The organism is Dyella kyungheensis (genome assembly GCF_016905005.1).
Classification (GTDB): domain Bacteria; phylum Pseudomonadota; class Gammaproteobacteria; order Xanthomonadales; family Rhodanobacteraceae; genus Dyella; species Dyella kyungheensis.
Map to the genome: position 1 here is coordinate 418615 of NZ_JADIKC010000001.1, position 25787 is coordinate 444401.

A 25787-nucleotide genomic window follows, 5' to 3' on the forward strand; every position below is an offset into this window, starting at 1 on the left:
CTATATAGCGAGGACTTGGCGGGCAGCAGCTTCTTGCGGCATCTTTTTGCGGCCGCTGGACGCGCCCATGTGCTTGTCGTGACAGCTATCTGGGGCGAAGCTCTAGGCGGCTCGCGGGATGTAGGCTAGGGCGATGTGTCCCGGTGCAGCGAGCGCAGGGAGCACATGTCCGGTATGACGAAGGAGCCAAGCCCGAAATGCTAGCGATCAAGGGGACGCTCGGACTGGAATCCGACGGACGCAACTTCGGCGGCCGCGAACGCATTGCCTTGCTGCTGAAGATCGGCGAGCTGGGCTCCATCTCGGCCGCCGCACGTGACGTGGGCATGAGCTACAAAGGGGCCTGGGAAGCCGTCGACGCGATGAACAATCTGGCGGGCGAACCGCTGGTGCTGCGGGCGGTGGGTGGCCGCAGCGGCGGAAGCGCCACGTTGACCCCGCGCGCACAGCGTCTTATCGATGTGTTCCAGCGCATGGAAGCCATCCACAAACGTTTCCTCAAACACCTGACGGCGGTGGCCGACGATCCGCTTTCCGACATCGACCTGGTGAGGCGCTTCACGATGAAGACAAGTGCGCGAAATCAACTGGCGGGTACCGTTTCTGCGGTGGAAACCGGCGCCGTCAACGACGTCATCCAGCTCGATATCCAGGGCGGGCAGCGCCTGGTCGCCACGGTGACGCACGAGAGTGCGCAGAGCCTGGGGCTCGCACCCGGCAAGAACGCCTTCGTGCTGATCAAGGCATCCTCCGTGATCATCGGCCTGCCCGACGACTCGATGCGCTTGTCGGCGCGCAATCAGCTGAAAGGGAAGGTGTCGTCGGTGAAGCGCGGCACCGTCAACGCGGAGGTCGGCATCGAGTTGGATGGCGGCAATGCCATCGTTTCCATCATCACCATCGCGAGCCTCGATTCCCTTGCGTTGCGCGAAGGAACATCCGTTGTCGCGATCGTCAAGGCATCCAGCATCATCGTGGGCACGTTCGATAACTAGGATCGCAGGAGCGGGAGCGCGTCGACGCTGCGCGATGCGATGACCTCGGCAAAGGGGTCATGCGCAGCTTCATTGCGATAGCTGCGCCCACCAGCGGGCCGCTATCATGACGGGCGATGATCCCGTATCCCGCACACATACCGTCGCGCCCGTTCCAGTACCGGGTGCTGGTTTACGCCGTGGCAGCCTGCGCCTTCACCACCGGCATCGCCGCCTTGCTGTTGCGGGTGTTCGATCTGTCGAACGTGGTGATGGTGTTCCTGCTCACCGTGATGCTGGTGGCGCTGCGCTGGGGGCGGGCTGCAGGCGCTCTGGCTGCCGTCGTCGCCGTGGCCAGTTTCGATTTCTTCTTCGTGCCGCCGGTGTGGTCGTTCCACGTCTCCGACACGCAATATCTCTTCACGTTTCTTCTGATGCTGGTCGTCGCGCTGATCACCGGCCAGCTCGCTGCCCGCCTGCGCGCCGAGGCGGTAGGAGCGGCGGCGGGCGAACGACGGGCGAACGCCCTGGCGACGGTGGCCACGGATCTCTCCGTGGCCGTGCAGGACGAGGACATTGCACGCATCTGCGACACGCGCATCGGGCCCTTGCTCGACGGCAAGGTCACCCTGCTGCTTCCCGGCAGGGACGAACGCATGCCGTCGTCTGGCCATGGCGATACGGGCATCGCGCAGTGGGTGCTCGAAGAAGGACTGCCGGCGGGGCGTGGCACCGAGACGTTGCCCGCGAACAGCGCCACCTACCTGCCATTGACGACGCCTCTGCGCACGCGCGGTGTGCTCATGCTCGAACGCGGCGCGGCGCAGCCGCTGGATGCCGAGCAGCTAGGCCTGTTGCGCGCCTTCCAGTCGTTGCTTGCGCTTGCCATCGAGCGCGTGCACTTCGTCGAGGTTGCGCACGAAACCCAGTTGCACGTGGAAGGCGAGCGTCTGCGCAACGCGCTGCTTTCGGCCGTATCGCACGACATGCGCACGCCGTTGACGGCCATCCGTGGCATGGCCGGCATGTTGGGCGAAAGCGAGGTGGCGCAAGCCATCGTCAATCAGGCCGATCGCATGCAACGGCAAGTGACGAACCTGCTGGATGCTGTACGCCTGCAAAGCGAAGGTGTGCGTCTGGATCTGCAATGGCATGCACTGGACGAACTGGTCGGCTCCGCGCTGGCGGCAACGCCGCTGGGTGCACGGCAGGTGGTGGTCGACATCCCGGCCGAGCTTCCCTTGGTGGAACTGGACGCCACCTTGTTCGAACACGTGCTGGTCAACCTGTTCGACAACGCGACAAAGTACACGCCCGGCGATGCCACGCTCTATATCCGGGCCGGCCACACCGGCTCGAAGCTGCGCCTGCGTGTGGAAGACGACGGCCCGGGCTTTCCGCCTGGCATCGACATCCAGGCGCTGTTTGCCGAATTCGCGCGGGGGACGCGCGAATCGGCCGTACCCGGCGTGGGGTTGGGGCTGTCGCTGTCGCGCCGCATCGTCGAGGCACACGGTGGCAGCATTTCGGCCTCGCGCCGTGAGCCGCACGGCGCCTGCTTCGACATCCTCCTGGCTACTGGCGAGCCGCCGGCCGTCGATCTGGAAGATCCCGCATGAACAAGCCACGCATCCTGGTGGTGGAAGACGAAACCGACATCCGCCGCTTTCTGCGCCTTGCGCTGGAACGCGAGGACATGACGGTATTCGAAGCCGGCGATGCGCTGCAGGCGCGCATCGATGCCGCCAGTCGCCAGCCCGACCTGATCGTGCTCGACCTCGGCCTCCCCGATGACGATGGCAAGGCGGTGATTCGCGATGTGCGTGGCTGGTCGTCGGCGCCGATCATCGTGTTGTCTGCGCGCGAGAGCGAGGCGGAGAAAGTGGCCGCACTGGAATCGGGTGCCGACGACTACCTGGTCAAACCCTTTGGCGTGCCGGAGCTGGTGGCGCGGGTTCGAGCCCAGCTGCGCCGCGCCAGCCTCGCCGGTGCGCGCGGGCAGGCGAGCGCGATCGTGCGCTTTGGCGATATCGAGGTGAATCTCGCCACCCACGAAGTGGCGCGCGGTAGCGAAGCGGTGCACCTGACGCCGATCGAGTTTCGCCTGTTGGCGACGCTGGTGCGCGGGCAGGGCAAAGTGCTGACGCATCGGCAGTTGTTGATCGATGTGTGGGGCCCCGGCCATGCCTCGCGTTCGCACTATGTGCGCGTGTACATGGCGAACCTGCGGCAGAAACTGGAGGAACAGCCTGCGCGCCCCCGCCACCTGGTGACCGAGTTGCAGGTGGGCTATCGCCTCGCCGGCATCGTCGAGTCGTCTTGATGGCGTCTTGATATCGCGTCGGAGAATGCTGCACCGTCCTTAGATGCATGTGCCTAGCATGGGTGGTCATCCTTGATCCAAAGGCGTGACCATGACTCCCCGCTCCATCCTGCTTTTCCCGCTTGCTTTGGCTATCGCTCTACCGGCTTTCACGGCGCGAGCGGACGACGCTTCTCCCATCTGTACGGACCGCCCCACCAAGGCCAATGCCACCTGCACCGTGCCCGAAGGCATGTGGCAGCTGGAAACGGACGTCGGCAACTACACCCGCGATGCGCACGGCGGCAGCAGCACCGAGACCCTGTACTTCCTCAATCCGTATCTCAAGTACGGCATCGGCAGCCATACCGACATCGAAGTGAACTGGGCGCCGGACATTCGCATTCGCACCAGCACCGATGGCGAACACCACACCGCGAACGGTGCGGGCGACCTGTACGTGCGCGTCAAGACGAACCTGTATACCGGCGACTGGTTCGGCGCCTCGATCATTCCCTTCGTCAAGGCGCCGACGGCATCGCACAGCATGGGCAACGGCCAATGGGAGGGCGGCGTGGCGATGCCGATGAGCGCCGCCGTGGGCGGCGGTTTCACCGTGACGATCGGCCCCGAACTCGATACCTTGGCCGACGTGGACGGACATGGCCGCCACCTTTCGGTGACGAACCTCGTCAACGTTTTCCATTCGCTGACCAGCAAGCTTTCCGTGGCCGTTGAATACTGGCGCCAGGACAACCGCGACCCATCCGGCCACGTGAAGCAGGAGTCGGGCGACATCGCGTTCGTCTACGTGGTGAATCCGAACCTGCAGTTGGACCTGGGCGCCAACATGGGCTTGAACACCGCGACGCCGGACACGCAGGGGTATCTCGGCCTGTCCTACCGCTGGTAGGGCAGTGCGCCGGCCGCTCGATGGCGTCCTTCATCGAGCATGGCGACAAATCACAGGCAGTGGCCTCCCTGACCGGCAACCATCGGATGGCCGGCCAGGGAGGCCATCGCCGAATGTCGAGCTCGAATCGCCTGCCGATCCATGGCCGAATACAACTGGCCCCACCACCACATGCGATCTCTCGGCCCCACCGTACGTGTCGAGGCGCCAACCATGCGCTCAAACACCAACTGGATCGCTTCCTGTGGCGCGCCCTTTGCCTCAAGACTCAGCAATTCTGCATCCAGAGAGCGGAGTTCCTCGGCAAGCTGCGACCGGGTAAGAGCCATGGGCCTATCGCCCCGCGATCTCTCGGATGGTGCGAACGAGTCCACGACATAAACCGCTTACCCGGGATCTCAAGCTTTGTCGCATCACATAGAGCTCTTCAATCGATGGCGCATGCCGATAAGCGCCTCGTCGGAAAGGCCGGAAGAAATACGAGAATCTCGCGACGGCATTGGGGATCATCGACTGCCGCCTCGCCTGAGTCTTCGTGCCGCTTCCACCGCTGCGGCAAGCTGCTGTTTCCGGGACGTGACGGGCAAGGGCTGCGAGTACCGTTCGCCAAACATGTGGTCGAACAGATCCTCCATGTATCGGACGAATCGCGCCAGCCTGGGCGGTCGCGAGGGAGAGCGAAAATGGGCGGCCATGCGTGTCACCTTGAGTTGCAACGCCGCGCCTGGGAGGGCGGCGAAGTAGAGTCTCGGGCGGCCAGAAGGAAGTCTGTTCTGATCTGCCTGGGATAGTGATCGGGCCCGCCATGGCATTCGAAGCGCGCAACAGCGCGAAAGCGAATCCCCGTGGATCTTGGTGCAGGTTTGTGGTGGGGAGAACCCCACCACAAAGCTTTCCTGGTTACTGCTTGGTTGGCACGTTCACCGTGTCAATGGCATGGATGATGCCGTTGCTCGACGTGATGTCGGACTTCGTGATGGTGGCGCCGCCGATGCGGACCTTGTCGCCATCCTTGGTGATCGCCGCCGTCTGGCCCTGCATCATCTTCGGTGCAGTGAGTTTCTCGACCTCGACGGCGGACGCGCGACCCGGCATGACGTGATACTTCAGCACCGAGATCAACTCCGCCTTGTTTTCCGGCTTGAGCCAGTTGTTGAGCGTGTCCTTGGGCAGTTTCTCGAACGCCGCATCCGTCGGCGCAAAAACGGTATAGGGACCGGTGCCCTTCAGGACGTTGGTGAGATCTGCCGCTTCAAGCGCTTTGCCGAGCGTGTGGAAGCTGCCATTGGCGGCCGCGGTATCGACGATGTTCTTGCTGCTGACGCTTGAAACGTTGGAATCGTTGTTATTGGACATGAGTATTTGCCTTCAGTGAGGATCCGCAGGGCGAATCCAGAGCGGACGAAGCCGCAACTCCGATACAGATCGGAGAAATACTCAGATAGCGTTGGAGAGAGGACCGCGTGGCTGAGACGCCTGCCAAGGAGGAGACTTTCTATCCTGGCGCTCCATCAGCATGCACGGGTGGTTGTTACGTGAGGGTGATTCGCTGAGATTCGCGCCAAGGCGAGATAGGCTCCAGGCATCGGCAGCACTGCCTGGTGCCATGCCGTATCTCGCTTTTCCTTCCCTGAACGCTTCGTGCGGCGGGTAATACACGCGCCGCCGGTTTTGTGCAATGTTGGGGCTGGTGGACACGGCGGCACGGCGAATGCCATCGAACCTCGCGATGTCCATCATTCCTTTCAACCGCCCGCGGAGCCCATATGAAACGTCCTCTCGCTTTTGCCCTGGCAGCCGTTCTTCTGGTCGGCAGTGCATCGGCCCTTGCTTTCCCGCAGGACGATCATGGCCACGGTAACGACAAACACTGGGACGACCATGGCCACAATCCCAAGGACGATGGTCGTCACGACAACGGCAAGCACAAGGGCTGGTACAAGAAGGGCGAGCGCCTGCCGGCCAACTATTACGCACACGACTACTACGTGACGGACTATGCGCGGTATCACCTGCGCCGTCCCGATCCCGGCTATCGCTGGGTGCGCGCGGATGGTGGGCAGTTCTACCTGACCCTGATTTCAAGCGGCGTGATTATCGATGTCTCTGCCGGACTCTGATCGGTCGAGGGAGCGCTCCTGCCTCGAACGTCGGCATCGCCATCGGGTCTTGTGACTTTGCCAAAAAAAGGGCCCTGCTTTGGGGCCCTTTTTGCGTTCCAACATGCGCAGACTAAAGATGGCTGACGAGATGCGGCGCGATGGTGAAGCCGTAACGGCGCAAGGACGAAGAGCAGCGGAGAGGGGTGGCGCTCTCTTGCCGTTCGCCGCCCCTCATCAGCGTGCCGCTTCCCCGGTTTGAGCTGCGGAATCCCCAGCAACTGCAAGCACCTTGTCAATGAAGCCAACGAAGTCTTCGCCTTCTTCCTCGCTGTCGTCGCTGGCCTTGATCTGCCGGACGGCGACGATCCTTGCAGAAGGCACGACCACCAAGTACTGGCCGCCATCACCTTCGCCGTAATATGCCGCCGTTTGGCCGCTGGTGACATGGAAGAGGCGTTGCGGACCAATGCCACGACTCATCAGATCGTCGAACAACACGGTACGAGCATTCGGACCCAGCGCCTGCTGGATGCCCGCCAACATCGATTCCTTGTCATCGAATTGTGCGCCTTGCAGGCCCTTCTCCAGCGCGGCAACGGTCGGCTCCGGCACGCCGCGCTTTCGTAACATCGCAAAGATCTCCGGGTTGGTGGTGAAATGCCGGTACTGCGGTGCCATCCACCACAGCAGGCCCATACTGGCTTCCGACTGCGGCTGCGTAAGCCCATCGATGTAGCGGGCAGGAATCAACTGCTTGCCGTGCCAATTGCCCTTGTTCAACACAAGCTCGCCGAGCTTGCCAAGATCCGCAGCGGTAAGAGGCAGCCCGGACATCGCGTACGGATGCCCGGCCTTGTCCTTGTCCCACGGACCCGGATGGATATCCATCTGCTTGAAGAGACCGTCGTGCAGGAACGCATCCAGCGGCTTTCCCGCCGCCTTCTCGATGATGCCGCTGAGCAGGTTCACCGCCTTGTTGTTATAGGCGGGTTTCTCGCCTGGCGCGTTCGAAAGTTCCGCCGCCAGCGCCAACTGGATGGCATCCGGCGCAGGCTGGATTTCCACGTCGGTGCGGAGAAAGTTCTGCATGCCCGAGGTGTGGTTCATGATCATTCGGATCGTGATTTTGGCCTTTTGCCCCTGCCGCCACTCCGGATAGAAATCGGCGACGGGTTGGTCGAGCGATTTGATTCGGCCATCTGCCAGCAGTGGGCCGATGGCCAGCGCCACGACCGACTTGGTTACCGACATTAGCTCGATGGGACCTGGCGCCCTGTCGTTGGCGTAGTAATGACCGAGTTCGTGGCCGTCCTGCCAGATCACGACGGCGTCGCTTTTCGTCGCGGCACTGCGCTCAAGCAGTTCCTTGAGCGCGCTGTCGCGCGAGGATGACAGCGGTGCGGCCATGATGGGCGAAGCAGCGAGAAGGCCTAACAGCGTCGTGGCTAAAAGGTTCCTGGTAGAACGAACTGTCGCCAGCGCGGTGGGTCGTGGCTTGAGATCCTTCATGACTTCTCCTTGGTGCACGGCAGATGGACGACGCTGGGTTTGCCAGCAACGTGTGGATGATTTCAAAGCTTTCAGTGGTCCTTGCACGACGACCGAACCTTGGGGTGTCGACGTCTCCGGCAGCACCTGCAAGCGCCACCGATGCAAATGTATTTTCCCGGCTAAGGATGCGGCCGGCGTCAGATCAAGTCCCGCAACACCAGCGTGACCTCGCGCGGATGGCCGTTGCGCTCGACGGTCAACGCCACTTTCGTACCGGGTGGTTCATCGCGCAGGCGTCGCCGCAGGTCGTAGAGATGGATGGACGACACCGCTTTGCCATCCACTGTTTCGATCACATCTCCCGCTGCGAGCCCCGCTTGCGCCGCGGGCGAGCCGCTGCTCACGCTGACGATGCCAAAGCCCTCGTCGGCAACGTTCAGCCACATGCCGGATCGGTCGAACGTATCGAGATCGTCTACCTTGCCTGCAATGGGCTTGAGGTACATCAGCTGGTGGTCGTAATCGAGAGTGACCACGAAACGTTTGAGCAGGCCGCCCCCGACATTGTTGGGGAAGGCTTCGACGCCGCCGGCACCGCCCTTGTCCAGGCTGAGTTCGGCCAGAAAGGATTTCACCGTGACGTCGCCGAGCTGCAGATCCTTGCCGTGGAACACATAGGCGTACTCTGACCCACCCACGCCCCATCCGGTCAATGCTTCGGTTCCGTTCTTCTCGTGCTCGCGAAGATGATGGCGCTCGGAGAACGGGCGCGTAAGCGACAGCACCGTGCGTGCGCCGGTATCGATGCCGAAGCGTCCGGGCACGCCGTCGTAGCTGCCCAGCACTTCGGGAAACTGATGATAGAGCCGGAAGGGCACGGGGGTGCCCGCATCGCTGGGATCGAAATGCTTCTTGTCGATGAAGGTCAGCTCATGGCTGCCGTAATCGAAGCGCGTAATGAAACGCGCGAGAAACTCGTAACCGATCATGCCTTGCTCATCGAGGCCTTCGGCGGCGTTGGAGAACTGCAGCACGCTGATCGTCTGGTTCTTCAGCGTGGCGCCACCCACGCGGATGGACTGCACCTGCGCCAACCCGCTTTGTTGCACCGAGTCGCCGCCGCCGCTGGCGGTTTGCGCGCCTTGCACCTTGATGCCCAGGGCCGATGCGGAATCCGGCACCAGGATGTTGTGGCCGCCCGTATCCACGATGACCGTGAGCGGTTTGCCGCCATTGAACGATGCCTGCACATAGACATGGTTGTTGGCCAGCAGGAACGGCACCTTCGCTTGCGTCGTGCCGGGCGCAAGTTCGAAATCGTGCAGGTCGGTCTTGGGCAGTGCAAAGGCTGCATCGTCGCCACCCGTCGAGAAGGTGGCCGATGACAGTGTCATCCTCTGCAGGTTGGCCTGGCCACCGCCATCATCGATGACCACGGAGTGCGCCAGCTGCACGCCGTCGGTCGGCGCAAAGTCGGCATAGTCGGTGCGGATCGTAAGCGTGGAATTCGCCTCTATCGTGCGCGCCATGAGATGGGTGGTCGCGTCGAACCACACCTCGAACGGTTTGCCTTCTTTGGGCGCAACGATGAGCACGTCGTATGGCTTGCCGCCGTCGCTCTTGCATCCCGCATCGGTGATCGTGGCACCGCCCCGGTCGCTTCGCCACCAGAGGTTCTGCAGACGGTATGCCTCGTTGACCGCGAGTTGGCGAACATCGCCACCCTCCTGCGGCGTTGCCGTGCCGGAGGACTCCACTTCCCACGCTTTCTTGCCGTCGAAGCCCGTGGTGGTGTGGCTTGGGCCGACCTCCCAGCGATCGACGAAGCGACCGCGTTGGAGATCCTGCGTAAAGGCGGTGCGGCCGGTGAGCCCTTGGCCGGAGTAGGCATAGTGAAGCTCAAGCCTGTCCTTTGCCTCCCAATGATTGCCCGCGGTTGCTGCTTGGTTGGCCGCAAGCACCTGGGCCACGTGATCGGCGGGCATCGCCGTGAGCGGCGATACGAAGAACGCAACGGCGAGGGCGAGCAGGGTCTTGCGCATGATCGATCCGTAAGAGAGTGTTGGCAGCGACGATAGGGGGCCGCCGTGTATATCGTCTTGAATCCAGTTGACGCGGGCCGCCCTTGATTCAGGCGTCGGCCGCCATGCGCCAGGCCTGCGGCCGATGTCCGGTGAGGCTCTTCACGGCACGGGTCATGTGCGCCTGATCGGCGAATCCGAGTTCCGTCGCCAGTCGGCCCAGGGCGAGCGACGACCCGCAGATGGCTTCCCAGGCGGCTCGCGCACGCACCTGTGCGCGGTAGGCCTTCGGAGAGATGCCATAGGCCCGGCAAAAGCCGCGGCTGATCGATTCGGCGCGCAAGCCCGTTGCTTCCGCCCATTCGCCCAAATGCGTATCCGGCTGCTCGCGAAGTTTCCGTGCCAGCAGATCCGGCCAATCGTCGTGGCCTGAACCATCGGCCTCGAACGCTTCGGCGAATGCGGTCCAGGCGCAGGCGGGCGAACGTTCGGCCATGCGCGCCAGGGCATCGACGTCGCGTACACGCCCACGCACCGGCAATCGGGCCGCGAAAGGCATGGGAATGATCAGGACGTCGGCACCGCGTGCGGAAAAGAAATCCAGGTGCGACTCGAACGCACGATGCACCAGTGCATCACCTGCCTGCACGGTATGCCTTCCCTCGTCGCCGGCCTCCAGGTAGGAGCCGCCCAGGATCACCGTAGCGTAGGCGGTATAGTGGCAGTGGCGATCCAGGCTATGACTCGGGGCGTAGCACTGCCGGCTGGCTGGCGCCAAGGCGGGAGGAGGAGGGAAAGCATGCATCGGGTTATCCATCCGCCGTTGGCGAAGGGCTCGGGGTCCATGGATCGACTGTTGTGCCGATGATCGGCCTATTGGCACGGCACGTCCATGTGACTACTGGGATAGTGCAGTGAGGTGATTGCGCAGCTTGTATCGCTGCTCGATGTGCGGCGCGATGTGCCGTTTGTCATGGGACATGAATGGATCACTCGATGAGCCAAGATATCCTCAAGCAAATCGGTCGCACACCCTTGGTGCGTCTCAGGCGGGTCGGCAGCCATTTGCCCTGCGAGATCTGGGTGAAGTGCGAGCATCTGAATCCGGGCGGGTCGATCAAGGACCGTATTGCGCTGGCCATTGTCGATGACGCCGAAGCGCGCGGGATGTTGCACCCGGGCATGACACTGATCGAGGCCACGGCCGGCAATACCGGCGTCGGCCTCGCACTGGTGGCAGCGGCGCGTGATTACAGGCTTGTTTGCGTCATGCCTGAAAAAATGTCCTCGGACAAACGCAGCGCCCTGACGGCGCTCGGCGCAAAGGTCATCATCACGCCAAACGCGCCACCATCGAGCGACGATAATTTCCGCAATGTGGCCCAACGCCTTTCGCGCGAAAACGGCTGGTTTCTCGCGGACCAATTCAGCAATCCCGCGAATGTTCGTGTTCACGAGGCGACGACCGCGCGAGAGATCATCGAGCAGACTGGCGGACGATTCGGTGCCTTCGTAGCAGGCGCGGGCACCGGCGGCACGATTTCCGGCGTAGGCAGGCGACTGAAGGGGCACCACAAAGACACCTTGGTGGTTCTGGCCGACCCCGTGGGGTCGGCTCTGGCCCATTGGGTTGAGACGGGCATCCCCGGACCCGATGGATCGTACGCCGTAGAAGGCATCGGCGCAGCCGAGCCACCTGCCAACTTGCATCGCGATGTCATCGATAGCGTCGAACGCATTTCCGATGACGAGAGCTTTGAGGTGACCCGGCGCTTGATTCGCGAAGAGGGCCTTCTTGTGGGCGGATCCTCAGGCACAAACGTAGCAGCGGCGATGCGCGTTGCGGCCCGGGGCCAAGTGAACGGCCCGATTGTCACCATCCTTCCGGACGGCTGGGATCGGTACCGTTCGAAGCCATGGATGCAAGCTCTATCGTCCAGCCCGCAGGGTTGACGATGTTCCCGTAAAAAAATCCACGAAGGGTGCGCGATCTTGGCCATTCGAAAATCTGGGGAAGCACGAGTCGTCGGACAGACACAGCTTGCGTCGCGCGCGGTGAGCTGCGGGATCGCGTCGAGCCGAGCATAGTGGTGGGCTCACGGCAAATTGTCTCGAACCCATTTCACCGCATGACCATCGGCGATGGGGTGGCAGAGACCGTCAGCGCGGCACGGTCTCGAACCATCTTCTCCGCGATGGGATGCCTTCTCTAAGACTTTTGCACTGCCGCGGCGGCTTTGCGGATCACGTCGATGACAACGTCAGGCTTTGAGAGCATCGGAACATGGCTGCTCTCCACTTCGACTACGGTTGCCCCCATGCGCTTGGCGAGGAAATGTTGGAGGTCGGGGTGAACGGTACGGTCGTTCTTGGCCACAATGAACCAGCTTGGCTTCGACTTCCATGCAACGTTTTCGAGCTTCTGTTGCTCAAACAGATCGGCAACGGGCGCGTAGTGCGTGGCCCAGACCAGCTTCTGTTCCTCTTGCGGAAGGTCGCCCGCGAAAAACTCAACGCCATTCGGCCGCAGCCAGACCCGCCCATCGGCGACTTCGATACGGGTAAAGATGTCCGTCGGATATTTGTTGAGCTGGCTCTGCACCGTTTCGCCGGTATCTGGCGCGACCGCCGCGATATAAACCAGGCCGACGACTCGCTCATCCAGGCCCGCGCCAGTGATCGTGGCGCCCCCATAAGAGTGACCCACGAGGAGGACGGGGCTACCAACACGGTTGAGCGTGCGCTTTACCGTCGCCAAATCCTCCACATACGAATCCAGGCCGTATTGAACGGAAATGACTTCGTGACCGTCTGCCTGCAAGGCAGGGATCACCTTGCTGAAGCATGAGCCATCGGCCCAGATGCCGTGACAGAATACGATGGTGGGCTTCTTGGACACTGACCTTCTCCTTCTCTAATCGATCGGTTGAGAGGCTGATGTTCCGCAAGGCATAGGGCTGTTCCCTGCGGCTTCTTTCGAAGTCTTTGTCTGCTGCGCTCATGAGGCGGGGCAAGCGCTCCTTCCGTTACGTAGGCCGGCAATCCTTGCCGAGCCTTTGGCTCGAACGCACGGATCTCAGTAATCGGTCAATGATTGCGCATTCGGATCGGACAGCCATGCAAGTGAGAATTCGTCCTGGGCACTGGGCTCGTCGATGGCTAGACAGACCACGCCTGGAGAGTTCACTTCAGACCGGCTGCAGGGCGATCCTTTCCACGTGCCACCGACACGCAGATTGCTTTCGATGAGAAGGCATAGCAAACACTCGGGAGAGTGGATTTCGCGTGCAGATGAGGCGAAATTTACCAAGTTCGCCTGTAAACTTCGTGCGCGCCGCGCTACCGGCTGAGCCTTCCTCGGAAATCGCGAGAAAGCGCGCAAGTCACTTCATCGCGATCCGAGTTCTGATCAGTCGAGTCGATGGTCTGCGGCTTCGCTACGTGTCCACCGCGCGCAGCTCGAATTAAGCTGACGGCTTTTCCGCCGTGAACAGGGCGACCTTTCCGACCTTCCACACGGCAACCTTGGCAAAGTGCTCGTTGAGAGCCGACTGCAAGCCTTCCTGCGTGTCGTGCTGGTTTCCAAAAATGCCCTTGCGGTTGTAAAGCTTCATGAGCCGGCGACCGATCCAGTTGTGGTTGGCTTCGTCGCCGAGGATCGTCGCGCCATACAGCACGCCGCCAGGGGCCAGGTGGGCACCAAGCGTGGAAAACACCCGGCGTCCTTTCTCGGCCATGTTTCCCGGCAGGCAGTGCAAGAGGTAGAACAGGGAAATGGAATCGAACTTCCTGTCCCCGAGTGCACCGCTGGGCTGCAGTACGTCATCGCGAACCAGCGACGGCTGCAAGTGCGCAATGCGCGAACCGGCGGCCTTCAGGCTGTTGTCATTGAGGTCCAGCAGGGTGACTTTCTGCTCCGGCCTGTCTGAGCTGTGTGCCAGGTAGTAGCCCGAACCCACGCCTACATCCAGATGGTTGGCGCTTAGGTGCTCCTGAAAGAAGGGCAGCAATACGGTGTTCGTCGGACACTTCCATGCGTAGCGGTTGGAAAAGCCGAGGACCCAGCGGTCGTAGATCTTCAGTACTCGGTCGGAATAGACGGCTGCGCCGAGTTCGGAGTCGATGGGAGAGGAGGGCTTGTTCATAAGTCACATTGCTGGGGATAACGGTGGGTATCGTGAGATACCAAGATTGCAAAAGCGTACACGGCGACCGCTTGCGATGTTCGGACTTGAGTCTCACGCCGCCCACGATCGACGGCCTGGCGAATCAATTTTGAAGGTGTACGCATGGCGTCGCAGTGACCGATCTTCCGTCGCTACGGCTTAGCCAAGGTCGAGCAAGCCGAGGGCCTGCTTTTGCACGGATTTAAGCGTGTCTTCGGCGACGCTGGCTTTGCGAAAGACGGCGCTGCCCATGGTCAATGTCATGAGTGTGGCCGCCAGGGATCGCGCCAAGGGCCGCCGGGTACCGCGTCGTGTGATGAGTTCTTCGAGCAGCGCGCACATGCGCTGGATGTGCGCACGTCCGAGTTCAGCCAGCTCCGGGTCGCAGGGGGCCAGCTCCACGATGGCATTCACACAAAAGCAGCCGCGGTTGTCGGGCCGGGCGTCCACCATGGCCTTGACCACGGCCCTTAGGGCGGCGTTTGCATCGTCGTGCTCTTCGGCCAGTGCCTTCATATCGGCATGGAACGCATCGGCATAGCGCCGATAGGCATGCAGGAGAAGCTCACGCTTCGAGCCAAATGCGGCGTAGAAGCTCGAGCGGCTGAGTTGGGTCGCTTCGGTGAGGTCATCCAGCGACGTGGCTTCGTAGCCTTTGCGCCAGAACACGTCCAGGGCATCGCCCAGAGCCACCTGTTGATCGAACGATCGAGGTCGGCCGGCGCGGGACACAGATTTCGTCATGACGTCCTCACCTTGACAGTGCGTGGCTCCATTGTGGACCATTTAGTCCAGAATGTGAAATCTTGCTTCCCTCCATGCCTCGACGGTGCAACGTCGCGAGGTACCCCGTTGTCTTACTGCAAAAAATAAGGTCATCGATAATGAAATCCTCGGGTGTGTTGATGCGTGCCGGCCTTGCAATGGCCGTGATCCTCGGTTTGGGTGCTGTGGCAGCGCCGGTGCAGCAGGCCCATGCGTCGGCACCGCAGATCAAGAAGTCGGGTGCTGCGTATTACCGATTCATGCTTGGCAAGTTCGAAGTCACCGCGCTCTCCGATGGCACGACGGCGCTGCCGGTCGACCAACTGCTGACGCAGACCACGCCTGAGCAGGTGAAGAAGGCGCTTGCGGCGAACTACATCAGCATGCCTTACGAGATGAACTTCAATGCTTTCGTGATCAACACCGGCGACAAGCTCGTGCTGATCGATACCGGAGCAGGCGCCCTGTTCGGTCCCAACCTGGGCAAGATGATCGATGCGCTGAAGGCTTCCGGCTACACCCCTGAGCAGGTGGACGAGATCTACATCACGCACATGCATCCGGATCACATTGGCGGCCTGGTGGCCAACGGCAAGGCCGTGTTTCCCAACGCGATCGTGCGCGCCGACCAGCGCGAAGGCGACTTCTGGTTGAGCCAGGCCAACCTGGACAAGGCCGGAAAGGATGAAAAGGGCTTCTTCCAGGGCGCCCAGGCTGCGCTCAAGCCCTATGTGGACTCCGGCAGATACAAGCCGTTCGACGGCACCGCGGAGTTGGTGCCCGGCATCAAGCCCGTGCTTCTACCCGGTCACACCCCCGGACACGCTGGCTACATGATCGAAAGCGAAGGTCAGAAGCTGCTGGCCTGGGGTGATGTGATCCACGTGGGCGCGGTGCAATTTGCTCATCCCACGATCACCATTCATTTCGATGCCGATAGCAAGTCGGCCGAAGCAGCCCGACTGGCACTGTTGGCCGATGCTGCCAAGCAGGGTTACTGGATCGCCGGCGCCCACTTGTCGTTCCCCGGCGTGGGCCACGTCAGCGCTTCCGGCAAGAACAGCTATACCTGGATTCCGGCCAGCTATACCGCTATCCACTAAGCGCGAACAGCACGAGGAGCCCGGGGCGGAAAGCTGCTGCCCCGGGCTTCGGCAGTGGCTTCGGCTGGACTATGTCGGCTCGCTGCGAAGCGCCCGCCCGGCAGGCATCGAGCCGGTGCTCCTTTCTCGAGGATCGCCCATATGGCCATCCCGAGGAGGGCATGGCAGCACACCATTGCCTGACCGGTTCGGCCACGCTAGTTTTTGTGCCAGAGCGGTATTCGCCGCAAATTCGCAGGAAAAATCGTTACAGGGAGGAAGGACGTTGAGCTTGAACTGGAAGCGGGGACTTACCCGGTCATATCTGGTCCTCTGGGCCGCTTGGATGGTATTCATCGTTGCTCGCGCTGTTTCTATCTTCCATGCCAACTATGCAGCTGCGGAATTGACCGCAATTTTTCTCACTGGAGTCTTGGCGCCGGCCGTGCTTTTCCTGGCTCTGCGGTGGGTGTTCCACGGGTTCCATGCGCCCGGCAGGGACTGACTCCACGTCACGAAGCGACGCGTCTGCAGTGTCCGCCTTTGACTGCGTATTCAGCCGGTCGTTGCAACACTCCTGCTGCTCGCGGAGTCTTTAGTGCGTTGCAACGACCGGCTGAATACGTGACCCATAGCGCACGGACTGGGAGGGGCGTCGCGCTCGATCAAGCCGGCCGATAAATCTGCGCCACCGAGCCCAGCGGAAACGCCTTGGAGCTGACCAGTTCGAGTGGCCTCGGCTCGGGCAGGTCGGAGAAGATCGGTACGCCTTTCCCCAAGGCAATGGGATGGATCATCAGGGCGTATTCGTCGACCAGGTTTTGAGCGATCAGGCTGCGTGCGAAAGCGGCGCCTCCCAAAGCGATGATGGGTTTGCCGTCCTGGGCCTTCAACCTAGCGATGTCGTCGGCCAGGTTGCCCGTGCAGAGGTGGGGCGTCGACCAGCTCTCGGCGCCGGCTTGAAGCTCTCCGGACTTGGCGTTCTTGATCGCCGCGATGGCGGGTTCAAGTACCGCTGGCCCTTGCCTGGAAAAGACAGCCTTGGGAATCTGGTTCATTGGCGGCGCGAAGACCGAGCTCGATGTTGGCCAAAAAGGGGACATGTCCCGGAACGAGCGGCTGCCCATGATGATCAGCCCGGCCTCTCCCAGCTTCTGCACCTTCCAGGCGATCGCTTCCTGGTCGCCGCTGAATATCCATTGGACGTCGCCTTTGGGGTCGCTGACGAAGCCGTCGAGCGTCATGGACATGGTCAGGATCAACTTTCTCATTGCTCTCTCCTTGGGCCAGTTCGACCGAGGGTCGGCCTGGATTGATCTCAGCAATTTGCCACTCCGGACGGCGAAGATCGCTGGTTTGGCTCCCGGCCGCCGTTGGTTCTTACTATCACGTCGAACGGCGACGGAAGAATTCGACAGGTCGTCCGGAAAATTTACATGGAGCATCCTTCGAACCATTCGGGATGGCGGGCAGGGGGAGCTGATGGCTTCCGGGCCTTGTCTTGCGCGCCAAGCAGGGCACGATCTGCACACGGGCGATCGGGCACCTTTAGGGGGCGGCATCTCATGCCCAAGGCAGGCACCAACGCGGAGTTCGGGTGGCATGATCGAGAATCAACGTAGCGTCGTGGTCGTGGATTACGATCTTTCATGGCCCGCGACGTTCGAAGCCTTGCGAGCGCCCGTATGGGCGGCGGTCCGCGACATTGCCGTCGCCGTGGAGCACGTCGGCAGTACGGCGGTCCCGGGACTTGCCGCCAAGCCCATCATTGATATGGATGTGGTTGTGGCCTCAGCGGACAGAATGCCGGAAGCCATCCAGCGATTGGCGACCCTGGGCTACGGCCATCGCGGCAATCTTGGGATCGAGGATCGGGAGGCATTCAAGTCTCCGCCAGAGTTACCCGCCCACCATCTCTACGTCTGCCTGCAGGGCAGCACCGCACTCGCGAACCACTTGGCCCTTCGAGATTTCCTGCGCAGCGAACCCGCCTCTGTCCTGCAGTACAGTCGGATCAAGCAGCTACTCGCCGCGCGCTTCCCGGAAGATATCGACAGCTATATCGCGGGAAAAACGGATTTCATCCTGTCGGTGCTTCGCAGAATGGGTTTGGGCGACTCCGAATTGAAGACTATTGGAGACGCGAATACTCTTCCGCCAAGGCTGTAAGGGAATGGCGTCATGCCCGCTTTCGATCCATGTCGGGCATATCCATCGATCCCAATCGAGTCGCCGCTTTGCTTCATACCCTGGAGTCACTTGGTGCAAGTTCTTCGACCCGATGAATCGGCGATCTGGCAAGGTCAGCCTTTCGACGCAGAGAGAGAAACGGCGGCAAACAGCCTCGATTCAGACGAGTCATGCTGACACGCCTCCAGGAAACTTCATGATCACAGCGATTCAAGGCAAGCAATCCGCGTTTAGGTTTGTATGTCCATCGGCTGCGGACCTCGCCAAGTCTCGATACATGGGGTACGCGATTCCGGAAGCCGGCACCACTCTGGCGTCGCTTCGAATCACCTGGGTATGTCTGCTTATCGCCTTGATCGCCATGTCCACGTCGACGCGTGGCCTGCCGGTTCTGTATGTCGTCCTTCTCACTCAGCTGGCCCATGGTATTTGGAAGGTTTTTCGCTTGCGCAAAGTCGTTCGAGACAGCCAGGGAGCTTTCGAGATAAAGCCCATCCATAGAAACCTGCTTCAAGAACACCGACTCTACGTCTCGTCGATTCTGGCGGTATCTACATTCCTGCTGAAGCTTGATGATCAGCACGCCACAATTTGGGCAGCACTCTCGCTTGGCGGGGTTGTCCTTGTCACTCTTTCCTGGGGTGTAGACAGGATCAATCGAGGGAAACTAGGGCTGCCGGCTTCGGAGTGACGAACATCTGTTTCCGGCCTGATGTAGGCCGATTTCGATAGCGCTTGCGCCAACTGGTCGAAGCTCATGCCAGTACGTTACGCTTGGCTTTGTCGCATCGATCGTGCGCTCGGGGGAGCGCTGCGTGCGGCATCCAAGGAGGCGCTGTGAATCGCAGGGACAATGCGGCAACGATGGCCGCGGATATCCGTGGCCTGGCGGCAAAGGCAACAGGGGCTGACGCCTGGCGAAGGGTTGTGGGCTTTGGGCATGTTCTGGTCGCGGCGCTCTGCATGGCAGCCAGCGCGAGATGCCGGGCGGACGCTATGCCCGTCGCCGTCGAAGACTTGCGTACACCGGCACACGCGATCGCGCTGGTGTCGGAGCGGCAGCAGGATGCGTACAAGCAGGTGCTATCCGCATACGCCAAAGAGGAAACAGCTCTTCCTGGCGACGTATCGCTGGTTCTGGCGCGGTGTCGTTTCACGGAAGGCTTTGCCCTCGATGACGATGAGGGGCCGACCTGGGGCGAGGCTGCGCAGGCAGATCTCCAGGGCTGCCTGAACGATCTCGATACACGCTTCCATGGCGATGCCGAAGCGGGTCTCTTCACCGCCGAGCATCGCTACGGAAAGGCCGCGCTTGCCTATGCGCGCACGCTGCTGCCGCTCAGCGGCAACTGGACGACCCAACAGCGTTCGCGATTGCATGCGGTCTTTGCTCGCGCGTATCTCGCCACCAAGGACACTCGCCTGGCCGGGCAGGAGGCCTTGGCGGCCGTCCAACTGGATCCCGGCAGCAACCAGCTTATTCCCGCGCTTCGCTTTCTTTGTGACGACGGCCGACGCCTGCTGGCGGAGTCCATGCTGGCCAAGGCGCCCGCGCCGTCTCCCGCATGGATGGGCGGGCAACGGCTCCGCTTTGCGGCCGACAATCTCAGTGCATCTGCCGCACTGACTGAACTGCAGCGCGTCCAGGACAGCAAGACACCCGTCGATCCATGGCTTTCGGCCCGCATCTATCAGCGGGCGGGCAGGTACGCGGACGCGGCGAAGATGCTGGCCATGATGAAGACGCAGCCAAGTTTCCAGAGCGTGGAGCAATACCAGCTGCGCGTGAACATCTCGGTAGGCCAGAGCGATCCAAAGGCTGCATCGGCGGCGCTTCGCGACTGGTTCGGCAAGACAGGCATCACGGGGCCGCTGCTGTTTGCGTATGGATCCGTGCTTGCGCGTGCACCCGGCGAGCTGTTCACGCCATCACTGGCGCCCTTGGCGCTATCGATGTTGGCCCTGTTGGCGGCGTTGCTCTGCTTGCCTGGCCTGGTTGCGTTTCCCGCGCACTATCGCGGAACGGTGAGGGCGCGCGAGCAAAAGCCGGCGCAGCCTCTGTTCGAACCGCTGGGTTTGCGACACATGTGGATCGGCCTGGCCACTTTTCTGGTCATATCGATCATGGTCCCCTTGCTGAGCCCTGCAGGCAGCGTGCAGGCCTTGGTGGCGCATCGCCCGATGACGTCATCCGAAGAACGAGCGGTGATCCTCTCGCAATTGGCGATGCTGTTCATGGGTGCGCTGTGCCTGCTCCCCGCACTGCGGCATCTTTCATGGCGGCGATGGCTGGGCGAGCGAGGCATGGACGCGGCGCTCATCACGGTGATCTCCTGGACCTTGTTCAAGGGATTTCTGCTGATGGCGGCAGCGCATGCGCCGCACGCCGCGGGGGTGTTCAACAGCACACCGCATGACCGGTCGGTGTCCGCGCTTGCCTCGGCGGCGACCCACGTCGGCGGCGTTGGGCTGGCTTTGCTTATCGTTGCGGTGCTGGTGCCCGTTTACGAAGAGCTGGTCTTTCGCGGTTTCATCCTGGGTGGTCTTAGCCGCCACATCGCCTTTGGCTGGGCCAATCTCTGGCAGGCGCTCCTTTTCGCGCTCCTGCACTTCGACATGACTCACTTCGCCTTCTATTTCGCGCTGGGGCTGATGGGCGGGTGGCTGGTGAAGCGTACGGGTGGACTGGCCGCCTCCGTGGCATTGCATGCAGCCAACAATGCGTTGGCATGCGTGGCGATCTTGCTGACGGCGTAAATCAAGCAAGGGGAGGCGGTGCGGCGTGCACGGCCTGCCGTCCCGCCGCCATCTGCGCCGAGCCGCGAACTCAGTAGCGGCTCGGCGGCGGATATGACCAATACGGGCCGATTTTCAGCCTTACAGGTCATTGCGCCGCCGACGTTCTCCACTACCTTGGCGCGAATACAACGGCCAAGGAGAGAGAGCCATGCGGTTATCGCACTGGAGTTGGATCATTCTGGCGGCGTCGATCGCGACGCAGGCTCACGCGGGACAGGAAGTGGGCGACTACCGGGGCCTGCCCCAGGACCTCGCTGCCGCAGCGACTGCCTATGATCTGGCGCAGTTCAAATCCGATCGTGCCGAACTCGAACGGCTACTGGCCGACGATTACACCCTGGCGGGCAGCAACGGCCGCAATCAGACTAAAGCGGAGTTCATCGCCGACTCGACGGCGCCAGGGAGCAAGACCACCTATGTCGCCATCACCCAGCAAGTGAGCAAAGTGTGGCCGAACGGTGCCGTGCTCGGCGGCATGGTCGATGCCAAGGGATCGGATCGCGGCAAGCCTTTCACGATGCGCGCCCGCTTTGTCGATGTATGGGCCAAGCGCGACGGCCGCTGGCAAGTGATCTTCACGCAGGCTCATATCGCTCCGTAGGTAGCATAGGGTTTCACCGCGTCACTGCATGAACTCGATCGGAGGTCAGCATGTTCCGCACCAAATCGATCCCGCTGAAGTTCGCTGCTGCATGCATCGTTGGAATGACCGCTTTCACGGGTTCAATAGTCGCCAAGGAGGCAGCTGACGAACCCGCGAATCCGACGGCGGTATTCGCCGCTCCGCAACGCGATGGATCACACGATTTCGATTTCCTTATCGGCGAATGGAAGGCCCATGTCCGCCGCTTGCCCGACCGCCTGAACAACTCCGATAAATGGGACGTCTACGACGGCATTTCGAATCACCACAAGGTATTCGATACCAATGCCAATCTCGAACAGTTCGAGGTGACCAGTCCGGACAAGAAACTGCACATCAAGGCGCAAACCTTGAGGATGTACAACCCGCAGACGCATCAGTGGAGCATCTACGGCCTTGACCTGGACAAAGGCGAACTCGATTTCCCGGTGCCCGTGGTGGGCGAGTTCCACGGTGACCGCGGCGAGTTCTACAACCAGCAGCCCTGGAAAGGGCGCGTGATCCTGGTGCGCTACATGTGGTTGAACATTTCGCCGAAATCGGCACGCATGGAGCAATCATTCTCCCCGGATGGCGGAAAACATTGGGAAGTGAACTGGATTTGCGAGTTGTCGCGGTAGGTGGCTGGGAAAAATATTGCTGAGTGGGCTCTTTGGAGATCGAACATGGGGCGCAGGTAACGGTCCACTCGGCACCCTACAATGAGTGACTCTCGATACCAACGAGGTAGCGAGATGCCGTTTGCATGGGCCGCGACGACCCGACGCCATTGAGTGGGGCAGGTACCTCGGTGCAGGAGGTTAGGACTGTCTTTTCTTCTTGCCGATGACGATGAGTAGTCGCGCGAGGCAAGGAACAGTCCGCCCCGCGAGATACCCATAACGTCCCAAGTGCCATGCGACTGGAACCGCTTCCGGGCAGCTGCGTCCGTTTCCGACCCCAGACCCAGGCGACCCTTCCCCAGATGGGCCTGGATCGGGCTCAGTGTCGATTCTGCTAGTGCTCCTTCGTCGCGCACATGAAGGCGGCCGCGCCGGCCACCTTTTCCGCCAAGGAGACAGTCGTGCCCCATATCGATGGTTTCGTGTTCGCCGCATCCGATGTTCGAACGCTTGCACACCTCACCGTGCTCGATCCCGGCTCTCGATAGACAAGGACGGCACGATGAAACTTCTCCTCACCTCAGGCGGCGTCAGCAATCAGAGCATCCGCGATGCCCTCGTCGACATGTTGGGCAAACCCATCGCCGAGTCCACCGCCCTGTGCACTCCCACCGCGATGTACGGCATGCTGCCCGACACTGCGGTCATGACGTGGCGGCAGATAGCCGGGCAGACACCCACGCCCCTGGTCGAGCTGGGATGGAAGTCTGTTGGGATGCTTGAGCTGACTGCGCTGCCCAGCATTGACGAAAGGAATTGGGTCCCCTTGGTCCGGGAGACGGATGCACTGTTGGTGTGCGGCGGCGACACTCTGTACTTGCATCACTGGATGCGTGAATCCGGCTTGGCGGATCTGTTTCCGTCGCTCACCGAGACGGTTTACGTGGGGCTGAGCGCCGGCAGTATGGTGATGGCTCCCTGCGTCGGCGAGAGGTTCGTCGGCTGGAAGCCGGCCGCTGGCGGCGACAGCGCATTGGGCATGGTCGGTTTCTCGATCTTTCCGCATCTGGACAACGCCATGTGTCCGGAGAACACCATGGCCGATGCCGTGAAGTGGGCCGCACGCCTGCCCGTGCCGGGCTACGCGGTCGATGACGAGACGGCGATCAAGGTCGTGGACGGCATCGTCGAGATCGTCTCCGAGGGGCACTGGAAGCTCTTCGAACGCTAGAATGCGCAGTCATAGCCGGTCGTCGATGGCGGTGTGCACGCGGCCTCGTAGAGGATGGCGGGTGTGTCGACGCGCAGCACCGCCGCGCAGTCATCCTGGTCAACGACAGGCAGCGGCGCCAAGGCATGGATTGCGATTTCTACGTATGGCAGACATGCCTCTAACAGAGGTGACAAGACCAGGCACCAGTGCATCCCGCGAGAGCCACCCCTGTCCGGAGTAGATGTATGACCATTCCCTCTACCGTCGGTGCATTCGCCATCGTTCCCAGCAATGATCTGCACGCCGCGATTCCCTTCTGGGAGCGCATGGGCTTTGCCCGCACGGGCGGTGACGCCAACTACTTCATCATGACCGGCTGGGGCTGCGAGGTGCACCTCACCCAGGCAGGAACTGGCCCCCGGGCCGTCCCGGAAGAGCACAACCCCTTCGGCGTCTTCATCCGTACGCCGGACGTGGACGCTATCGCCGCACGCGTGGATGACCTCATTATTCGCCCTGGAGGCGTCCTGCGGCACCGCGAGTGGGGTCTCTATGAAGTCGGGATAGCCGGTCCAGATGGGCTTCTCGTCCGCATCGGCTGGCCCTCCCGCCTCATGCAAGATGGCGAAACTGAAAAGGCAGGCTGAAGAGTCCGATCTGGTTGCGTCCGCTTCCGGCTCGGAACGGATACTCAGACCAGGCAGCTTATCGGGGATGCAAATGCAATCCGGCAGTCCGAACGACACCATTGCACTGGCGCTATTGCGGTGGAACCATCTCAATCCGCCCTCCCGGGTGGAGACCTGGATAACCTTGGGAATTCTCGTCGTGGGTGCGATCTGGGCGTTCTGGCCGGTGGTGGCCAAGTGGTGGCGAGAGCGAGGATAGGCGGACAGTTCTTCAAAAGCGGGTGAGTTCGTGGCACTGAATCTCCTTATTCAGAAGATACATACTGGTTTCCCATATGCCGCGCATTGACGAACAAATCGACGATTATTTCGCTGCTCAGCCGGAGCCCAAGCGTACGGATATGAGGGAGTTGCATCGCGCCATCCTGGGTCTCATGCCGAAGTGCAAATTGTGGTTCATGGATGGCAAGGACGGTTCGGGAAAAACCGTTTCCAACCCAAACGTAGGGTACGGAACTCAGGCGCTGAAGTATGCCAACGGAGACACCCGGGAGTTCTACCAGATTGGCATCAGTGCAAACACCACCGGTATTTCCGTCTACATTCTTGGCCTCGAAGACAGAAAATACCTGGCCCAGGCCTTTGGAAGGGATCTTGGCAAGGCCAAGGTCACCGGGTACTGCATCAAGTTCAGAACGCTGAGCGACATCAGCGTAGAGACGCTGAAAGCGGCGATGAGATATGGCATTGATCAGACGGCCAACTAGCATGGGCTTCGTAAAGTGACGGCGCATGTGAGTCGCCGGAGCTGATATGTCCATGACCCTACAGAGCGGCGGGGCAGGGGAGAGACACCGACTCATTCAGCGCGTGAGCGGTCAATGAGTCACGGCCGCATGTAGTGGATCCATTCGATACTTGCAGGGTCTTGTTCTTGTGTCCGCACTTCAACATGTTTGGGCGAGCGAGGGTATGCATGCGTTTTTTGTTGGATCCTCTTAGAAAGGCCGGATGGTTTTTTGGATTCGCCGCAATGGTCGTGCTGCCCATGAGGGGCGCATGTGCGGCCGATATCCAGAACACCGTCACCGTCGACGCAGGAGAAACCGTCGACATCGGCGGCGTGACGAGTATTTTGGTTCGCGCGAAGCATCCCAACGGGAGCATCCTCTTGCTCACGGGAGGCGACGGCCGATTGAATGTGATGGCGAGTGCTCGCTTTACGGAGGGCGCAGACAATGTCCTCATTCGCAATCGCGATGCGCTGGTAAACGGGGGCTACGACGTATTGCTGCTCGAACTGGGGACGAATCTTGCCGCCGCCACCGACTACATGGCCAAGCTGAAGCGTCCCGTAGTGATTGTCGCAACCAGCAAGGGAACGCAGCGGGCGGCGGAAGGTCTGGCACAAGGTGCCAGACCGGATAAGCTGGTGCTCTCTTCCGGCTTTTTGAGTGAAGCATCGGGACCGGCCGATAGCGTCGCCTCGCTGTTGAAGTCGCCGGCGCTGCTGCCTTCAACCTTGGTGATCCACCATCGCGACGACCGCTGCCGATGGACGAATCCCGCCGGTGTAGCGCCATTCCAGGCATGGGGCGGCAAACGAGTCGAAGTCATCTGGATGAGCGGTGGAAACGACGATCCTGAGAATCCTTGCCGATTCAGCGCGCATCATGGCTTCGCTGGTCAGGACAAAACCTTTGTGTCGCATATCCTGCAGTTCATCGAGAAATAGCAATGGCGCGGTGTTGACCCTTGACGTCGCCGTAGTGGTGTCGGACTGAGTTTCACCATATGGATTGCGTCGTTAGGTCGTGTCTAAAGTCCGCTTCCGACCCATAGCCGACTTTTCGAAGGGGGACTTAAGTGACCGGAAAGTACATGTATGGAGATCC

25 protein-coding genes are annotated in these 25787 nt (G+C 61.3%); 16 read left to right on the forward strand and 9 right to left on the reverse strand.

Translation table 11 applies throughout. The features are described 5' to 3' along the window. The first annotated feature begins 197 nt into the window (after positions 1 to 197). The 4 genes from ISP20_RS02035 to ISP20_RS02050 all read left to right on the forward strand — a co-directional run bounded on the left by ISP20_RS02035 (position 198) and on the right by ISP20_RS02050 (position 4189). Positions 198 to 995, forward strand: a complete 798-nt coding sequence (locus ISP20_RS02035; RefSeq protein WP_204634385.1) for a TOBE domain-containing protein — start codon at positions 198 to 200, stop codon at positions 993 to 995. A gap of 116 nt (positions 996 to 1111) precedes the next feature. Further along, positions 1112 to 2593 carry a DUF4118 domain-containing protein gene (locus tag ISP20_RS02040; RefSeq protein ID WP_204634386.1) on the forward strand — a complete coding sequence of 494 codons (1482 nt, stop codon included), beginning with the start codon at positions 1112 to 1114 and terminating at the stop codon, positions 2591 to 2593. After that, positions 2590 to 3297, forward strand: coding sequence for a response regulator (locus tag ISP20_RS02045; protein ID WP_204634387.1), 708 nt, complete (start codon positions 2590 to 2592; stop codon positions 3295 to 3297). Before ISP20_RS02040 ends, ISP20_RS02045 begins: the two co-directional genes overlap by 4 nt. A 91-nt stretch (positions 3298 to 3388) precedes the next feature. After that, positions 3389 to 4189: a transporter gene (locus ISP20_RS02050; RefSeq protein WP_204634388.1), complete on the forward strand. Its 801-nt coding sequence runs from the start codon at positions 3389 to 3391 to the stop codon at positions 4187 to 4189. Between the two features lie 50 nt (positions 4190 to 4239). Here ISP20_RS02050 and ISP20_RS02055 read toward each other — a convergent pair whose 3' ends face one another. Together ISP20_RS02055 and ISP20_RS02060 are read right to left on the reverse strand one after the other, a co-directional pair. Next, on the reverse strand, positions 4240 to 4518 hold the full coding sequence (locus ISP20_RS02055) for a hypothetical protein (protein WP_204634389.1): 279 nt from the start codon (positions 4516 to 4518) through the stop codon (positions 4240 to 4242). A 571-nt stretch (positions 4519 to 5089) separates the two neighbouring features. Further along, entirely contained in the window at positions 5090 to 5545 is a 456-nt protein-coding gene (locus tag ISP20_RS02060) for a fasciclin domain-containing protein (protein ID WP_204634390.1), read from the reverse strand. A 410-nt stretch (positions 5546 to 5955) separates the two neighbouring features. Here ISP20_RS02060 and ISP20_RS02065 point away from each other — a divergent pair, with 410 nt between their 5' ends. Then, positions 5956 to 6309 carry an RcnB family protein gene (locus ISP20_RS02065; RefSeq protein ID WP_204634391.1) on the forward strand — a complete coding sequence of 118 codons (354 nt, stop codon included), beginning with the start codon at positions 5956 to 5958 and terminating at the stop codon, positions 6307 to 6309. Positions 6310 to 6525: 216 nt separating this feature from the next. Here the strand turns inward: ISP20_RS02065 and ISP20_RS02070 are convergent, their stop codons facing one another. The 3 genes from ISP20_RS02070 to ISP20_RS02080 all read right to left on the reverse strand — a co-directional run bounded on the left by ISP20_RS02070 (position 6526) and on the right by ISP20_RS02080 (position 10608). Next, positions 6526 to 7800 carry a serine hydrolase domain-containing protein gene (locus ISP20_RS02070; RefSeq protein WP_239535169.1) on the reverse strand — a complete coding sequence of 425 codons (1275 nt, stop codon included), beginning with the start codon at positions 7798 to 7800 and terminating at the stop codon, positions 6526 to 6528. Between the two features lie 179 nt (positions 7801 to 7979). Next, entirely contained in the window at positions 7980 to 9824 is a 1845-nt protein-coding gene (locus ISP20_RS02075) for an aspartyl protease family protein (protein WP_204634392.1), read from the reverse strand. A gap of 88 nt (positions 9825 to 9912) precedes the next feature. Then, entirely contained in the window at positions 9913 to 10608 is a 696-nt protein-coding gene (locus ISP20_RS02080; protein WP_204634393.1) for a helix-turn-helix domain-containing protein, read from the reverse strand. 191 nt (positions 10609 to 10799) lie between these two features. On the opposite strand from ISP20_RS02080, the gene ISP20_RS02085 reads away from it, so the two are divergent. Next, positions 10800 to 11756, forward strand: coding sequence for a PLP-dependent cysteine synthase family protein (locus ISP20_RS02085; protein ID WP_204634394.1), 957 nt, complete (start codon positions 10800 to 10802; stop codon positions 11754 to 11756). A 256-nt stretch (positions 11757 to 12012) separates the two neighbouring features. Here the strand turns inward: ISP20_RS02085 and ISP20_RS02090 are convergent, their stop codons facing one another. The 3 genes from ISP20_RS02090 to ISP20_RS02100 all read right to left on the reverse strand — a co-directional run bounded on the left by ISP20_RS02090 (position 12013) and on the right by ISP20_RS02100 (position 14713). Then, positions 12013 to 12702 carry an alpha/beta fold hydrolase gene (locus ISP20_RS02090; RefSeq protein ID WP_204634395.1) on the reverse strand — a complete coding sequence of 230 codons (690 nt, stop codon included), beginning with the start codon at positions 12700 to 12702 and terminating at the stop codon, positions 12013 to 12015. Positions 12703 to 13267: 565 nt separating this feature from the next. Then, positions 13268 to 13948, reverse strand: a complete 681-nt coding sequence (locus tag ISP20_RS02095; protein WP_204634396.1) for a class I SAM-dependent methyltransferase — start codon at positions 13946 to 13948, stop codon at positions 13268 to 13270. A 180-nt stretch (positions 13949 to 14128) separates the two neighbouring features. Then, positions 14129 to 14713: a TetR/AcrR family transcriptional regulator gene (locus ISP20_RS02100; protein WP_204634397.1), complete on the reverse strand. Its 585-nt coding sequence runs from the start codon at positions 14711 to 14713 to the stop codon at positions 14129 to 14131. A 161-nt stretch (positions 14714 to 14874) separates the two neighbouring features. On the opposite strand from ISP20_RS02100, the gene ISP20_RS02105 reads away from it, so the two are divergent. Beyond that, entirely contained in the window at positions 14875 to 15837 is a 963-nt protein-coding gene (locus ISP20_RS02105) for an MBL fold metallo-hydrolase (RefSeq protein WP_204634398.1), read from the forward strand. Positions 15838 to 16481: 644 nt separating this feature from the next. On the opposite strand, the gene ISP20_RS02110 is transcribed toward ISP20_RS02105, so the two are convergent. Further along, a complete protein-coding gene (locus ISP20_RS02110) occupies positions 16482 to 17087 on the reverse strand; it encodes a dihydrofolate reductase family protein (protein WP_204634399.1) in 606 nt (201 codons plus the stop codon). A 331-nt stretch (positions 17088 to 17418) separates the two neighbouring features. Between ISP20_RS02110 and ISP20_RS02115 the strand changes: the two genes are divergently transcribed. From ISP20_RS02115 to ISP20_RS02155, 9 genes are all read left to right on the forward strand, one after another. Then, entirely contained in the window at positions 17419 to 17985 is a 567-nt protein-coding gene (locus tag ISP20_RS02115) for a GrpB family protein (RefSeq protein ID WP_204634400.1), read from the forward strand. 217 nt (positions 17986 to 18202) lie between these two features. Next, positions 18203 to 18697, forward strand: a complete 495-nt coding sequence (locus tag ISP20_RS02120) for a hypothetical protein (RefSeq protein ID WP_204634401.1) — start codon at positions 18203 to 18205, stop codon at positions 18695 to 18697. 146 nt (positions 18698 to 18843) lie between these two features. Continuing rightward, the gene (locus ISP20_RS21780) at positions 18844 to 20763 is read left to right on the forward strand and encodes a CPBP family glutamic-type intramembrane protease (RefSeq protein ID WP_204634402.1); all 1920 of its coding nucleotides are present in this window, start codon (positions 18844 to 18846) and stop codon (positions 20761 to 20763) included. 190 nt (positions 20764 to 20953) lie between these two features. Continuing rightward, positions 20954 to 21406, forward strand: coding sequence for a nuclear transport factor 2 family protein (locus ISP20_RS02130; protein WP_204634403.1), 453 nt, complete (start codon positions 20954 to 20956; stop codon positions 21404 to 21406). A gap of 50 nt (positions 21407 to 21456) precedes the next feature. After that, complete coding sequence (locus tag ISP20_RS02135) at positions 21457 to 22068, forward strand: hypothetical protein (protein ID WP_204634404.1); 612 nt, start codon at positions 21457 to 21459, stop codon at positions 22066 to 22068. 544 nt (positions 22069 to 22612) lie between these two features. Next, positions 22613 to 23281, forward strand: coding sequence for a Type 1 glutamine amidotransferase-like domain-containing protein (locus ISP20_RS02140; RefSeq protein WP_204634405.1), 669 nt, complete (start codon positions 22613 to 22615; stop codon positions 23279 to 23281). A gap of 227 nt (positions 23282 to 23508) precedes the next feature. Continuing rightward, entirely contained in the window at positions 23509 to 23910 is a 402-nt protein-coding gene (locus ISP20_RS02145; RefSeq protein ID WP_204634406.1) for a VOC family protein, read from the forward strand. A gap of 317 nt (positions 23911 to 24227) precedes the next feature. Further along, positions 24228 to 24659, forward strand: a complete 432-nt coding sequence (locus ISP20_RS02150) for a hypothetical protein (protein ID WP_204634407.1) — start codon at positions 24228 to 24230, stop codon at positions 24657 to 24659. 209 nt (positions 24660 to 24868) lie between these two features. Next, complete coding sequence (locus tag ISP20_RS02155) at positions 24869 to 25627, forward strand: hypothetical protein (protein ID WP_204634408.1); 759 nt, start codon at positions 24869 to 24871, stop codon at positions 25625 to 25627. Positions 25628 to 25787: the final 160 nt, after the last annotated feature.